General features: G+C 70.9%; 10 protein-coding genes. 7 read left to right on the forward strand and 3 right to left on the reverse strand.

Annotated elements, in window-relative coordinates; translation table 11 throughout:
- Window positions 1-85 precede the first annotated feature (85 nt).
- The 4 genes from ACH4UM_RS26565 to ACH4UM_RS26580 all read left to right on the forward strand — a co-directional run bounded on the left by ACH4UM_RS26565 (window position 86) and on the right by ACH4UM_RS26580 (window position 6,957).
- Window positions 86-1,909, forward strand: a complete 1,824-nt coding sequence (locus ACH4UM_RS26565; protein WP_398184150.1) for an ABC-F family ATP-binding cassette domain-containing protein — start codon at window positions 86-88, stop codon at window positions 1,907-1,909.
- Window positions 1,910-2,125: 216 nt separating this feature from the next.
- Window positions 2,126-4,000: a PQQ-binding-like beta-propeller repeat protein gene (locus ACH4UM_RS26570; RefSeq protein ID WP_398184152.1), complete on the forward strand. Its 1,875-nt coding sequence runs from the start codon at window positions 2,126-2,128 to the stop codon at window positions 3,998-4,000.
- A 91-nt stretch (window positions 4,001-4,091) separates the two neighbouring features.
- Window positions 4,092-5,978: a PQQ-binding-like beta-propeller repeat protein gene (locus ACH4UM_RS26575; RefSeq protein ID WP_398184155.1), complete on the forward strand. Its 1,887-nt coding sequence runs from the start codon at window positions 4,092-4,094 to the stop codon at window positions 5,976-5,978.
- Between the two features lie 292 nt (window positions 5,979-6,270).
- Complete coding sequence (locus tag ACH4UM_RS26580) at window positions 6,271-6,957, forward strand: LuxR C-terminal-related transcriptional regulator (RefSeq protein WP_398184158.1); 687 nt, start codon at window positions 6,271-6,273, stop codon at window positions 6,955-6,957.
- A 169-nt stretch (window positions 6,958-7,126) separates the two neighbouring features.
- Here the strand turns inward: ACH4UM_RS26580 and ACH4UM_RS26585 are convergent, their stop codons facing one another.
- Window positions 7,127-7,474, reverse strand: a complete 348-nt coding sequence (locus tag ACH4UM_RS26585; RefSeq protein WP_398184160.1) for a hypothetical protein — start codon at window positions 7,472-7,474, stop codon at window positions 7,127-7,129.
- Between the two features lie 21 nt (window positions 7,475-7,495).
- A complete protein-coding gene (locus tag ACH4UM_RS26590) occupies window positions 7,496-9,187 on the reverse strand; it encodes a sodium:solute symporter family protein (RefSeq protein ID WP_398184162.1) in 1,692 nt (563 codons plus the stop codon).
- A gap of 222 nt (window positions 9,188-9,409) precedes the next feature.
- Between ACH4UM_RS26590 and ACH4UM_RS26595 the strand changes: the two genes are divergently transcribed.
- Genes ACH4UM_RS26595 through galK form a run of 3 tightly spaced genes read left to right on the forward strand, consistent with a single transcriptional unit; the run spans window position 9,410 to window position 12,686 of the window.
- Complete coding sequence (locus tag ACH4UM_RS26595) at window positions 9,410-10,528, forward strand: galactose-1-phosphate uridylyltransferase (RefSeq protein ID WP_398184164.1); 1,119 nt, start codon at window positions 9,410-9,412, stop codon at window positions 10,526-10,528.
- Window positions 10,525-11,520 carry a UDP-glucose 4-epimerase GalE gene (gene galE / locus ACH4UM_RS26600; protein ID WP_398184166.1) on the forward strand — a complete coding sequence of 332 codons (996 nt, stop codon included), beginning with the start codon at window positions 10,525-10,527 and terminating at the stop codon, window positions 11,518-11,520. The genes ACH4UM_RS26595 and galE overlap by 4 nt, the downstream gene beginning before the upstream one ends.
- A complete protein-coding gene (galK, locus tag ACH4UM_RS26605; RefSeq protein WP_398184168.1) occupies window positions 11,520-12,686 on the forward strand; it encodes a galactokinase in 1,167 nt (388 codons plus the stop codon). The genes galE and galK overlap by 1 nt, the downstream gene beginning before the upstream one ends.
- Here galK and ACH4UM_RS26610 read toward each other — a convergent pair.
- Window positions 12,670-13,113: a GNAT family N-acetyltransferase gene (locus ACH4UM_RS26610; RefSeq protein WP_398184170.1), complete on the reverse strand. Its 444-nt coding sequence runs from the start codon at window positions 13,111-13,113 to the stop codon at window positions 12,670-12,672. The two genes, galK and ACH4UM_RS26610, sit on opposite strands and share 17 nt — an antisense overlap.
- Window positions 13,114-13,184: the final 71 nt, after the last annotated feature.

The following is a 13,184-nucleotide window of genomic DNA, read 5'->3' on the forward strand; positions in this document are numbered from 1 at the left end:
AAGAGTGACCATTCCCTCGCCCCCCGCTCCCAACCCCCGAGGCCCTACGCTTGAAGGCTGATCCATCCCCCCGGGCAGGAGTGAAATGGCCGTCAATCTGGTCAATGTCGAGAACGTCAGCAAGGTGTACGGCACGCGTGCGCTGCTCGACGGTGTGTCGCTCGGCGTGTCCGAAGGGGACCGGATCGGGGTCGTCGGGCGGAACGGGGACGGGAAGACCACGCTGATCCGGATGCTGGCCAAGCTGGAGGAGGCCGACACCGGGCGGGTCACGCATTCCGGCGGGCTGCGGCTCGGGGTGCTCACCCAGCACGACTCCCTCGACCCCGAGGCGACCGTGCGGCACGAGGTCATCGGGGATCTGGCCGACCACGAGTGGGCGGGCAACGCCAAGATCCGGGACGTGCTGACCGGGCTGTTCGGCGGGCTCGACCTGCCCGGTTTCCCCAAGGGGCTGGACACCGTCATCGGGCCGCTGTCCGGCGGTGAGCGGCGGCGGATCGCGCTGGCCAAGCTGCTCATCGACGAGCAGGACCTGATCGTCCTCGACGAGCCCACCAACCACCTCGACGTCGAGGGCATCGCCTGGCTCGCCCGGCACCTGCGCGAGCGGCGCTCGGCACTGGTGTGCGTGACGCACGACCGGTGGTTCCTGGACCAGGTCTGCTCCCGCATGTGGGACGTGCAGCGCGGCACGGTCCACGAGTACGAGGGCGGCTACTCCGACTACGTCTTCGCCCGCGCCGAGCGTGAGCGCATCGCCGCCACCGAGGAGGTCAAGCGGCAGAACCTGGTCAGGAAGGAGCTGGCCTGGCTGCGGCGCGGCGCGCCCGCCCGGACGTCCAAGCCGCGCTTCCGCGTCGAGGCCGCCAACGAGCTGATCAAGGACGTGCCGCCGCCGCGGGACAGCTCCGAGCTGATGAAGTTCGCCTCCTCGCGGCTCGGCAGGACCGTCTTCGACCTGGAGGACGTCACGGTCCAGGCCGGGCCCAAGGTCCTGCTCAAGCATGTGACCTGGCAGCTCGGGCCCGGTGACCGCATCGGTCTGGTCGGTGTGAACGGGGCCGGCAAGACGTCCCTGCTGCGGGCCATGGCCGAGGCCGCGCGGACCGGGGGCGAGACGCAGCCCGTGGGTGGCCGGATCGCCGTCGGCAGGACGGTGAAGCTGGCGTACCTGTCCCAGGAGGTCGCCGAACTCGACCCGGACTGGCGGGTGCTGGAGGCCGTGCAGCGGGTGCGCGAGCGTGTCGACCTCGGCAAGGGCCGGGAGATGACCGCCGGTCAGCTGTGCGAGACGTTCGGCTTCGGCAAGGAGAAGCAGTGGACGCCGGTGGGCGACCTGTCCGGCGGTGAGCGGCGGCGGCTGCAGCTGCTGCGGCTGCTCATGAGCGAGCCCAACGTCCTCTTCCTCGACGAGCCCACCAACGACCTCGACATCGAGACCCTCACCCAGCTCGAGGACGTCCTCGACGCCTGGCCCGGTTCGATGATCGTCATCTCCCACGACCGGTTCTTCGTCGAGCGCACCACCGACACGGTGTACGCCCTCCTCGGCGACGGCACGCTGCGGATGCTGCCGCGCGGCATCGACGAGTACCTGGAGCGGCGCCGGCGCATGGAGGAGCGGGCCGCGGCGGCCGCCCCGTCCCCCGCGCCCGCCCCGGAGGGGGCCGCGCCCGAGAAGAGCGCGGCCGAGCTGCGCGCCGCGAAGAAGGAACTGCAGAAGATCGAGCGGCAGTTGGACCGCATCTCCGAGAAGGAGTCCAAGCTGCACGGCCAGATCGCCGAGCACGCAACCGACTTCGGGAAGGTCGCCGAACTCGACGCCGAGCTGCGGGAGCTGGCGGGCGAGCGCGAGGAGCTGGAGATGCGCTGGCTCGAACTCGCCGAGGACGCCCAGGGCGTGTGAAACGGGGCGCGTGCGCCGCGTGAAGGGGGCGTGAAGGCTCGTAACGGCGACATCACGGCCCGGTCCTCCCTTGGGAACAGGGGCGGGCACGGGCCGGTGGGTCGTCGGTGCCGGGTGATAGAAAGAGCCGTCTGAGAACCGTCTGAGTACGACTCTGGGTCCATCGCGTGCCTCAGGGCGTGGCTAAAAATCAGTGAACGAGGGGGAGAGGCGCTGATGACTCAGCCGCCCAACCAGCCGCCGCAGGGCGGCTTCGGAGCGCCGCAGGACCAGCCTTCGCAGTCTCCGCAGCCGCCTGCGCAGCCCGGCGGTGGCTTCGGGGCCCCTCAAACCCCGCCCGCGCAGGGCGGTTTCGGCGCCCCCCAGGACCCGCGCCTGACCCCGCCCCAGTCTCAGCCCCAGCGACCGGGCACACCCCCGCCCCCGGCCCAGCCGCCGGCCCCGCAGCAGCCCCAGCCCGGGTACGGCCACCCGCAGCAGTCCCAGCCCGGGTACGGCCACCCGCAGCAGCCCGGTCCCTACGGCGCTCCCACCGCGCCCGGCCCCTACGGGCAGCCGCCGCAGCCGGGGCCGTACGGGCAGCCCGGACCGCAGCAGCCCGGATACGGCTACCCGCAGCCGCAGTTCCCGGGCGCTCCCGGCACACCGCCGCCCAGCGGCTCGCGCAACCCCTTCAAGGGCAGGCCCGCGGTCGTCATCGGCGCCGCGGTGGCCGCGCTGCTCGTCGTCGGCGGCACCGTGTGGGCCGTCACCAGTGGTGACGGCGGCGGGAAGAAGCCGGTCGCCGGGAAGAGCGGCGACGCCAAGGACTCCGCCTCGGACGCCCCCGTCAACCCCGGTGACGGCAGCGGCGACGGCGGCAAGGACCCGGACAACCTCAATGCGGGCCGCAAGCCCGGCGAGGCGAAGGTGCTCTGGTACAAGGAGGCGCCCGACGCGCCCGGTTCCGGTGCCGACGCCCCCGGAATGTGGATCACCGGCAAGACCGCGGTGAAGGCGGCGTACAAGCAGCTCTTCGCCTACAACGTCGGTGACGGCAACCCCACATGGGCCCCACTGGCCTTCCCGCAGAAGATCTGCGCGGTGACCGCGCAGAAGTCCGCCGACGACAAGGTCGTGGTGGCGTACATGAGCGGCAGCAGCGACCGCGCCAAGTGCAACCGGCTCCAGCAGATCGACCTGAACACCGGCAAGAAGGGCTGGAGCGCCGAGGTCCCCGACGGCGAGCTCTTCGACAGCACGATCAGCATCGAGCTGTCGCTCACCGGCAAGACGCTGATGGTGGGCCGCTCGCAGTCGGGCACGGCGTACGACATCGACAGCGGCAAGCACCTCTTCGACAAGCAGCACTACGGCCAGGCCTGCTACCCGGCCGGGTTCGCGGGCGGCGCGCGGCTGATCGTGGTCTCCTGGTGCAGCGCCGGAGGCACCAACGAGCACGACGAGGTCCAGGAGCTCGACCCCGCCACCGGCAAGGCCAGGTGGACCAGGAAGATACCCAAGGGCTGGTCGGTCGAGCGCGCCTACTCCGTCGACCCGGTGATCCTGTACTCGACCGACAAGAACAAGAAGCACTGGAACATCTCGACCCTGAACAACGACGGGTCGATCCGTTCCCAGGCCGACACCAAGGCGACCTTCAACGCCCAGTGCGGGTTCGCCGTCCTCGACCGCGACCTCCAGGGCTGCCAGGCGGTCGCCGCCGACGCGGCCACCCTCTACCTGCCCACCGAGACCACCACCGGCCCCAACGAGATCGTCGCGATCAACCTCGCCACCGGCAAGGAGAAGTGGCGCGCCAAGTCCCCGCAGGACACCTCGATGACGCCCGTCAAGGTGGAGAACGGCAAGCTCATCGCCTACGTCGCGCCGTCGTACGACACGGGGGGCCAGATCGTCTCCGTACCGACCGCCGGAACGAGCCACACGGCGACGAAGCTGCTGCAGAACCCGCACGGCACCGCGGAGATCGAGAACGGCTTCTACTCGAAGGACGTCGACTGGGTCGACGGGCGCTTCTACATCTCCACCACCCGGCTGAACGGCAATGACAAGTCGAAGGAGAAGTTGATGCTCGCCTTCGGCAGGTGACGCCGGCGGCCGCCGAGCGCGGCCGGCCCCGCCGCGCCGTTTCGAACAGCCCACTTCTCCTTCGTCCCCGTCCCCACGAGGTGCAGCCGTCATGACCCAGCCGCCGTCCCCGCCCCCCAACCAGCCCCCGCAGCAAGGCGGTTTCGGCCCGCCCGAGGACCAGCCGCCCCAGCCGTCGCAGCAACCCCAGCCACCGCAGCAACCCCAGCCACCGCAGCAACCCCCGTCGCCTGCACCGCCCAGCGGGCCCCCGCAGCCGGCACCGGGCTACGGCTACCCGCAGGCCCCCCGGCCCCCGCAGCAGCCACAGCCTCAACCGCCCCGGACGGCCCCGCAGCCGCCCGCCGGTTACGGCTACCCCGCCCAGCAGCCGGGCCCGTACGGCGCCCAGCAGCCCGGTTACGGCTACCCGGGGCAGCCCGGCCAGCAGGGATACCCGAGTCAGCCGGGTTACCCGGGCCACCCGGGCCACCCGGGTCAGCCGACCGTGCCGATGCAGCCGCAGGCCGGACAGCCGGGTGGCGGCGGGCGGAAGGTGAACACCCAGCTGTTGATCATCGTCGCGGCCGTCGTCGCGATCGCGCTGATCATCGGCGGCGGCGTCCTGTACGCGAAGTCCTCCGGCGGCGGCAAGAAGGACACCGCGAGCTCCAGCGGCGGTACCGGCGGCCAGAACGGCAAGGACGGCGGCGGCACCGGCGGCACCTCCTCCGGCGGCAAGGAGAAGGTGCCCTCCGACCCGGCCGCCAAGGTCCTCTTCCAGGTGCCGATGCCCGCCGTGAGCGACACCGTCTCCACCCCCGGCTCCTGGCTCACCGGCAAGGTGTACGCCAAGACCGGTGTCGCCGAGATCGTCGGCTACGACCCCGACAAGGGCACCAAGCTGTGGACGGTCAAGCTGCCCGGCCCGGTGTGCCAGGCCTCCCGCCAGACCACCTCGGACGACCGGACGGCGATCGTCTACGAGCCCGCCATGCCGACCAAGGCCAAGCCCTCGCACGGCTGCAGCCAGGTCGCGGCGATCGACCTCGACGCCGGCAGGAAGCTGTGGACGCAGACCGTCAAGTCCGGTGACCAGCTGATCGGCCTCGACAACGTCACCGTCAGCGCGAGCACGGTCGCCGTGGGCAGCACCAGCGGCGGCGCCGCCTTCGACGTCTCGAGCGGCAAGCCCCTGTGGACCCCCAAGCCGGACGACACCTGCTACGACGCCGGCTACGGCGGCGGCGCCAAGCTGGTCGCGCTGCGCAAGTGCGGCCAGTACGGCCAGCGCCAGCTGCACGTCCAGACCCTCGATGCGAAGTCCGGGAAGGTGATCTCGGACTACAAGATGTCGCCGGGCATCGAGTACGCGGCCATCGTCTCGACCGATCCGCTGGTCGTGGCGGCCGACGTCGGCGACAGCGCGGGCGACGGCAGCGGGATCTCGGACTTCTTCTCCGTCGACGGCAAGACCGGCAAGCTGCGGGCGCACATCTCGGCACCCGGCGACCAGTACGCGGCCCGCTGCGACGACATCACCCGGATCGAGTTCTGCACGGGCATCGCGGTCGGCAACGACAAGCTGTACGTGCCCACCGAGGAGCACGACGGCTCCGGCCAGAGCAGCCAGACCAACGAGATCGTGGCGTTCGACCTGGGTACCGGCCGGCAGACCGGCCAGCGCGCGGACGCCGGCGACGGCTACCAGATCTACCCGCTGCGCATGGACGGCGGCAACGTGATCGCCTACAAGCGCCCGCCCTACGACAAGGGCGGCCAGATCGTGAGCATCGACGGCGCCGGCTTCAAGGAGACCAAGCTGCTGGAGAACCCCGCCACGGAGGCGGTGCGGAACGCGGAGACCGCCATGTCCCCGGACTCCGCGGAGATCCGCTACGCCCAGGGGCACCTCTACATGTCGGCGGTGTTCGCCCACAAGTCGACGTCGGCCTTCGGCAAGGAGTACCTGGCGCTGGCCTTCGGCGCGGGTGGCTGATCCCGCCGCACGGCCGCCAACCGACACGGCCCCGCCCCTGCTCAGGGGCGGGGCCGTGCGCATCTTGCTCATCTCTGCTCGAATGTGATGATTTTCGGCGATCTGGGGCACTTCTCGCCGGTAGGGGCAGCGCGATGTCGAACTAGCGTGTAGCTTCCGGGGGCATGACGGGCGGGTGTGCCGGGGGGCCACCTCCCCGTGGGGCTGTTCGTGCGGGTGTCCGAGGGCCTGTCCGTCGGATCCGGTGGGCAGCCATAGTGGGCATCCGTTGGGGGGACTGGGGGGTTGCTCGATGGGAGTGCGGCTCATGGTGGTCGACGACCACCGACTGCTCGCGGAGGCGCTTGCCTCGGCGCTGAAACTGCGGGGGCACCGGGTGCTCGCCGCGGCGGCGCCGGCCGCGGGCGCCGCGGAGCTGGTGATCAGCAGGGCGCCGGAGGTGTGCCTGCTGGGCACGGCGACACCGGCCGAGCCGGGCACGTTCGACCCGGTGGTGCGGATCAAGCGGGAGCGTCCGCAGGTGGCGGTGGTCGTGCTGGGCCCCGTGCCCTCACCGCGCGGCATCGCGGCGGCCTTCGCCGCGGGCGCCTCCGGTTACGTACGCCACGACGAGCGCATCGAGGGTGTCGAGCGGGCGATCATGAAGGCCCGGGCGGGCGAGGCCGCGGTGGCTCCGCAGCTGCTCCAGGGCGCCTTCGGTGAACTCTTGAACCCGGCCGCGCAGCCCGACGACGAGGGCCAGCGGCTCCTGCAGATGCTCACCCCGCGGGAGGTCGAGGTCCTGGTCAGGGTGGCGGAGGGGGAGGACACCCGGCTGATCGCGGCCGGCATGGGTATCGCCCCGAGCACGGCTCGCACCCATGTCCAGCGGGTGCTGATGAAGCTCGGCGTGGGCTCGCGGCTAGAGGCCGCGGCGCTGGCGGCCCGCACCGGCCTGCTGGACCGGGCGGGCCCAATGCCGACGGCGCCCGCCGAGTGACGTGGTCGCGCCCGCCGAGTGGCGTGGCCGAGGGCGCCTGGTGGCGTGGCCGCGGGCGGTCGGCGGTGGCGCCCGCCCTGGTGCTCGATGTCCGGGGGACCCCCGGGGCGGCACGGGACCCGGGTGGGCGCTCACCCCGCGGGTGTGGTGGGCGCCCGCCCGCTCCTCGTCACTCGTTGCGCTTCTGTTCCTCCAGCAGCTCCTCCGCCGGCGGGTGAGGCACCGGCCGGAGCTTCATCCACACCAGGAAGAAGATGCCGAGGAGCAGCATCCCGATCCCGGTCCACAGATTGATGTTGACGCCCTGGGCCTTGTCGATGGCGGCCTGGGAGTCGGTGATCCCGGTGATCGTCACGATGATCCCGTACAGCACGAACAGGCCGCCGATGATCCGCCGCAGGTCGAAGAGGCGCGCGGCGCTCGCGGACTTGTGCTCCAGCTCGGTGACTTCCTGCTGGAGCTCCTTCTCGGTGAAGTGCTCGAAGCCGTCGTAGCCGTCGAATTCGGACTCTGACATGGTCTCTCAATCCTCCCGCGATCAGAACGAGAACGGGATGTAGCACAGGGCGGCGATGACGACGGCGCCCCAGCCCAGCAGCGCGGGCCTGCGGTACCAGGCCTCGTCGCCGGGGGCGGGCGGCTCGGCCATGCCGGGCGAGCGGGTGCCGTAGACCAGGCCCTGGAGCTCGTCGTCGGGCTTGGGCCGGGTGAACAGCGACACCGCGACCATGACCACCGCACCGGCGGCGAAGCCCGCGATCGCGGAGACGAAGTTGGCGCCCTGGTCGGTGGGGATGCGGATGATGCCCTGCTTGTAGATGACGAAGTAGTTCACCATCGCCGCCGTGGTGCCGGCGAGCAGGCCCCAGAAGCCGGACTTCATGGACGCCCGCTTCCAGAACATGCCGACGATGAAGACCACGAACATCGGCACGTTGAAGAAGGAGAACAGCGTCTGCAGGTAGGCCATGATGTTGGAGAACGACGACGCGAGGAACGCCGTGCCGATCGAGGCGAGCACGCCGACCGCCGTGATGAGCCGGCCGAAGCGGACGTAGTAGCCGTCCTCGCGGTGCCTGATCACGTACTTGGCCCAGATGTCGTTGGTGAACACGGTGTTGAAGGACGACACGTTGGCCGCCATGCCCGCCATGAACGCGGCGAGCAGACCGGTCACCGCGATGCCGAGCACGCCGTTGGGCAGCAGCTCCTGCATCAGGTAGGGGATGGCGTCGTTGTACTGCAGGCCCGAGGCGGAGCTGCCGAGGTTGGGCACCAGCGCGGCGGCGACCAGGCCCGGGATCATCACCAGGAAGACGATGAAGATCTTGGGGTAGGCCGCGATCAGCGGGGTGCGCTGGGCGGCGGAGAGGTTCCTCGCGGACAGCGCGCGCTGCACCTCGGCGAAGTTGGTCGTCCAGTAGCCGAAGGAGAGCACGAAGCCGAGGCCGAGCACGATGGTCAGCCAGTTGGCGCCCAGCGGGTTGGCGTGGCCGATGCCGGTGCCGCCCCAGGCGGTGGTGAAGTCCGCGCCGTGGGCGCGGGTGAGCTTGTCGGTCAGGCCGCCCCAGCCGCCCACCCGCTTCAGGCTCAGCGCCACCAGCGGGATGAGGGCCGCGAGGATCACGAAGAACTGCAGCACCTCGTTGTAGATCGCGGACGACAGACCGCCCAGGGTGATGTAGGCCAGCACGAAGAAGCCCGCGACCACGATCGCGACCCACTGCGGCCAGCCCAGCAGCGCCTCGACGACGATCGCGAGGGCGTAGAGGTTCACCCCGGCGATCAGGATGGCCGCGAAGGCGAACAGGATCGAACTGAGCACATGGGCTCCCCGGTCGAAGCGCATCAGCAGGAACTCGGGGACGGACCGGACCTTGGAGCCGTAGTAGAAGGGCATCATCACCAGGCCGAGGAAGACCATGGCCGGGATGGCGCCGATCCAGTACCAGTGCACGGTGTAGGCGCCGTACTGGGCGCTGTTGGCGGCCATGCCGAGGATCTCGGTGGCGGCCAGGTTGGCGGAGATGAACGCCAGACCGGTGATCCAGGCGGGCAGGGAGCGCCCGGACAGGAAGAAGTCGAGGCTGGTCTTCACCGAGCGGCGGGCCGCGAAGCCGATGCCCAGGACCACGACGAAGTAGATGCCGAGGATCGTGTAGTCGAGCCCGTTCGTGGGGAGCCGTAGCCCCGCCGCCAGCTCCGCGGGGGCATATGTGGGGGTTTGCATGAGAACTCGCTTCGTTGCGCGAACTGATCCAGCGGGGAACCTACGCCTCCGCGTTCAGCAATTGAACACTTATGTTGGTCGCCTTTGTTTGATTGTGATGCGGACGGTCGATGGTGAGTTGTGATGTGTTATGTTTGATTGTGTTGGGTGTTTGGTGATTGAGTGCGGGCCCGGGCGTGCGTGCGGACCGTGGGGCCGGTAGGACCAGTAGGGAGTCCGACAGTGAAGAAGACCTCGACCCGGCTGGCCGACGGTCGTGAGCTCATCTACTACGACCTGCGCGACGACACCGTGCGCGACGCGGTCGACCGGCGCCCGCTGGAGCGGACCGTCACCACCTCCGGGATCCGCCGGGACGTGCTGCTCGGCGACTCGGTCGCCGTCGCCTCGCACCGACAGGGCCGCACCTACCATCCGCCGGCCGACGAGTGCCCCCTGTGCCCGTCCCGGGACGGGCGGCTGAGCGAGATCCCGGACTCGTCGTACGACGTGGTGGTCTTCGAGAACCGCTTCCCGTCGCTGGCCGGCGACTCGGGCCGCTGCGAGGTCGTCTGCTTCACCTCCGACCACGACGCCTCCTTCGCCGACCTGAGCGAGGTGCAGGCGCGGCTCGTCCTGGACGCGTGGACGGACCGGACGTCGGAGCTGTCGCATCTGCCCTCCGTCGAGCAGGTGTTCTGTTTCGAGAACCGTGGGGCGGAGATCGGCGTCACGCTGGGTCATCCGCACGGTCAGATCTACGCCTACCCCTTCACCACCCCCCGCACCGCGCTGATGCTGCGCTCTCTGGCGGCCCACAGGGACGCGACCGGTGGAGAGAACCTGTTCGACGCCGTCCTGGAGCGTGAACTGGCCGGCGAGCGCATCGTCCTGGAGGGTGACCACTGGGCGGCCTTCGTGCCGTACGCGGCGCACTGGCCCTACGAGGTCCACCTGTACCCCAAGCGCCGTGTCCCCGACCTGCTCGCGCTCGACGAGGCGGCGCGCACAGAGTTCCCCAAGGTGTATCTGGAACTGTTGAGGCGCTTCGACCGGATCTTCGGCGGAGGGGACGGAGGAGACGGAGGGGAGACCGGTGTGCGGGACGGAGGGAGGAGCTGTACGGGTGAGTCCCCCACGCCCTACATCGCCGCCTGGCACCAGGCCCCGTTCGGCCGGCCGACGGGGTTCGACGGTGTGACCCGGGACGACTTCGCGCTCCACCTCGAGCTTTTCACCATCCGCCGTACTTCCGGCAAGCTGAAGTTTCTCGCGGGTTCCGAGTCCGGCATGAACGTGTTCATCAACGACGTGCCGCCGGAGCGCGCGGCCGAGCGACTGCGAGAGGTAGCGAGTTCATGAGCGGGAAGTACCTGGTGACGGGCGGGGCGGGTTACGTCGGCAGCGTGGTCGCCCAGCACCTGCTGGAGGCCGGCCACGAGGTCACCGTCCTCGACAACCTCTCCACCGGCTTCCGCGAGGGCGTGCCGGCGGGCGCCTCCTTCATCGAGGGCGACATCCGCGACGCCGCCAAGTGGCTGGACGCTCCCGCCGGCTCCGCCGGGGGGACCCCCACCTACGACGCGGTGCTGCACTTCGCCGCCTTCTCGCAGGTCGGCGAGTCGGTGGTCAAGCCGGAGAAGTACTGGGACAACAACGTCGGCGGCACCATGGCGCTGCTCACCGCCATGCGCGAGGCGGGCGTGCGCACGCTGGTCTTCTCCTCCACGGCGGCGACGTACGGCGAGCCCGAGCAGGTGCCGATCCCGGAGACCGCCCCGACCAGGCCCACCAACCCCTACGGCGCCTCCAAGCTCGCCGTCGACCACATGATCACCGGCGAGGCGTCGGCCCACGGCCTCGCCGCGGTCTCGCTGCGCTACTTCAACGTGGCCGGCGCCTACGGCACCTGCGGCGAGCGCCACGACCCCGAGTCGCACCTGATCCCCCTCGTCCTCCAGGTCGCCCAGGGCCGCCGGGACGCGATCTCCGTCTACGGAGACGACTACCCGACCCCGGACGGCACCTGCGTGCGCGACTACATCCACGTGGCCGACCTGGCCGAGGCCCACCTGCTGGCCCTCGAGGCCGCCCGGGCCGGCGAGCACCTGATCTGCAACCTCGGCAACGGCAACGGCTTCTCCGTGCGTGAGGTCGTCGAGACCGTCCGGCAGGTCACCGGCCACCCCGTACCGGAGGTCGTCGCCCCGCGCCGCGGCGGCGACCCGGCGGTACTGGTCGCCTCCGCCGACACCGCCCGCGAGCGGCTCGGCTGGAACCCGTCCCGCGCGGGCCTCGCGGGTATCGTCGCGGACGCCTGGGAGTTCGCGCAGCACATCGCAAGGGAGCACTAGTGGGGGCACAGCAGGTCAGGGACGGCTTCGCCGAGCTGTACGGTGCCGAACCGGAGGGAGTCTGGGCGGCGCCGGGCCGCGTCAACCTCATCGGCGAGCACACCGACTACAACGACGGCTTCGTGATGCCGTTCGCGCTGCCGCACGTCACGGTCGCCGCGGTCGCCCGCCGCACGGACGGCGTCCTGCGGCTGCACTCGGCGGACGTGCCGGGCGAGCCCGTCGAACTGCGTGCCGACGAACTGACCCCCGAGTCCGACAAGGGCTGGACCGCCTACCCGGCGGGTGTGGTGTGGGCGCTGCGCGAGGCCGGCCACGCGGTGACCGGCGCGGACGTGCACCTGTCCTCGACGGTCCCCCCGGGCGCCGGCCTGTCGTCCTCGGCCGCCCTCGAGGTGGTCGTCGCCCTCGCTCTGAACGACCTGTTCGAACTGGGTCTGAGGGGCTGGCAGCTGGCCCGTCTGTGCCGGCGCGCCGAGAACGTCTACGTCGGCGCACCCACCGGCATCATGGACCAGACGGCCTCGGCCTGCTGCGTGGCCGGCCACGCCCTCTTCCTCGACACCCGTGACCTGTCCCAGCGCCAGATCCCCTTCGACCTGGCGGCCGAGGGCCTGCGCCTGCTGGTCGTCGACACCCGCGTCAAGCACGCCCACAGCGACGGCGAGTACGGCAAGCGCCGGGCCGGCTGCGAGAAGGGCGCGGCCCTGCTCGGCGTGGACGCCCTGCGGGACGTGCGGTACGGGGAACTGGACGCGGCGCTGGCGCGGCTGGGTGACGAGGAGGAGGAGGTCCGCCGCCTCGTCCGGCACGTGGTCACCGAGGACGAGCGGGTGGAACGGGTGGTGTCGCTGCTCGGCAGGGGCGACCCGCGCGCCATCGGCCCCGTCCTGACGGAGGGCCATGTCTCGCTGCGGGACGACTTCCGCATCTCCTGCCCGGAGCTGGACCTGGTCGTCGACACCGCGAACGCCTCCGGCGCGCTCGGCGCCCGGATGACCGGCGGCGGTTTCGGCGGCTCGGCGATCGTCCTGGCCGAGGAGGCCGACGTGCCGGCGATCACCAAGGCGGTCGAGGAGGCCTTCGCAGCGGCCGGCTTCACGGCCCCGCGCGTGTTCGAGGCGGTGCCGTCGGCGGGGGCGCGGCGGCTCAGCGAAGGGGTTTGATCAGGGTGTACTCGGTGATCCCCGGCGGGTAGTCGGGGATCGCGCACACCACCTTGTAGCCGTGCGAGCGGTAGAACTCCGGTGCTTGGAAGTCCCAGGTCTCCAGGCGGGCGCCACGGCAGCGGCGTTCCTCGCGGGCCAGCCGCTCCGCCCGGGCCAGGAGCCGGGAGCCGAGGCCGGCGCCGCGGTGCCGTTCGTCGACCCAGAGGTACGCCACGTGCAGCCAGGTCGTCCAGGTGTGCCCCACCAGCCCGCCCGCGAGGGCGCCGGCGTCGTCCAGGGCCCAGACGTGCAGGGGGAGTTCGCGCTCGGCGGGGGTTCCGCGCAGCGCGGCGAGCACCGGGGAGGCCGCCGTGTTCGTGTCGCGGAGGCGGGAGCGGAGCAGATCGCGCCGCTCTTTGTCGACTTCTGCCTCAATACGAAACATGCGGCACACCCTAAACGCGCTCGACGGCCAGTTCTGCGAATTGCCTTCCCCTCCGGGCCCCCGTCCGTACT

Origin of the sequence: Streptomyces sp. NPDC020801, from assembly GCF_044334385.1 — a bacterium.
GTDB lineage: Bacteria > Actinomycetota > Actinomycetes > Streptomycetales > Streptomycetaceae > Streptomyces.

Bases quoted from the DNA above. Each gene is read 5' to 3' on its own strand.
- ACH4UM_RS26570 (WP_398184152.1), top strand. From the start codon at position 2,126: ATGACTCAGCCGCCCAACCAGCCGCCGCAGGGCGGCTTCGGAGCGCCG.
- ACH4UM_RS26585 (WP_398184160.1), bottom strand. From the start codon at position 7,474: ATGTCAGAGTCCGAATTCGACGGCTACGACGGCTTCGAGCACTTCACC.
- galE (WP_398184166.1), top strand. From the start codon at position 10,525: ATGAGCGGGAAGTACCTGGTGACGGGCGGGGCGGGTTACGTCGGCAGC.
- ACH4UM_RS26580 (WP_398184158.1), top strand. From the start codon at position 6,271: ATGGGAGTGCGGCTCATGGTGGTCGACGACCACCGACTGCTCGCGGAG.
- ACH4UM_RS26590 (WP_398184162.1), bottom strand. From the start codon at position 9,187: ATGCAAACCCCCACATATGCCCCCGCGGAGCTGGCGGCGGGGCTACGG.
- ACH4UM_RS26565 (WP_398184150.1), top strand. From the start codon at position 86: ATGGCCGTCAATCTGGTCAATGTCGAGAACGTCAGCAAGGTGTACGGC.
- ACH4UM_RS26610 (WP_398184170.1), bottom strand. From the start codon at position 13,113: ATGTTTCGTATTGAGGCAGAAGTCGACAAAGAGCGGCGCGATCTGCTC.
- ACH4UM_RS26575 (WP_398184155.1), top strand. From the start codon at position 4,092: ATGACCCAGCCGCCGTCCCCGCCCCCCAACCAGCCCCCGCAGCAAGGC.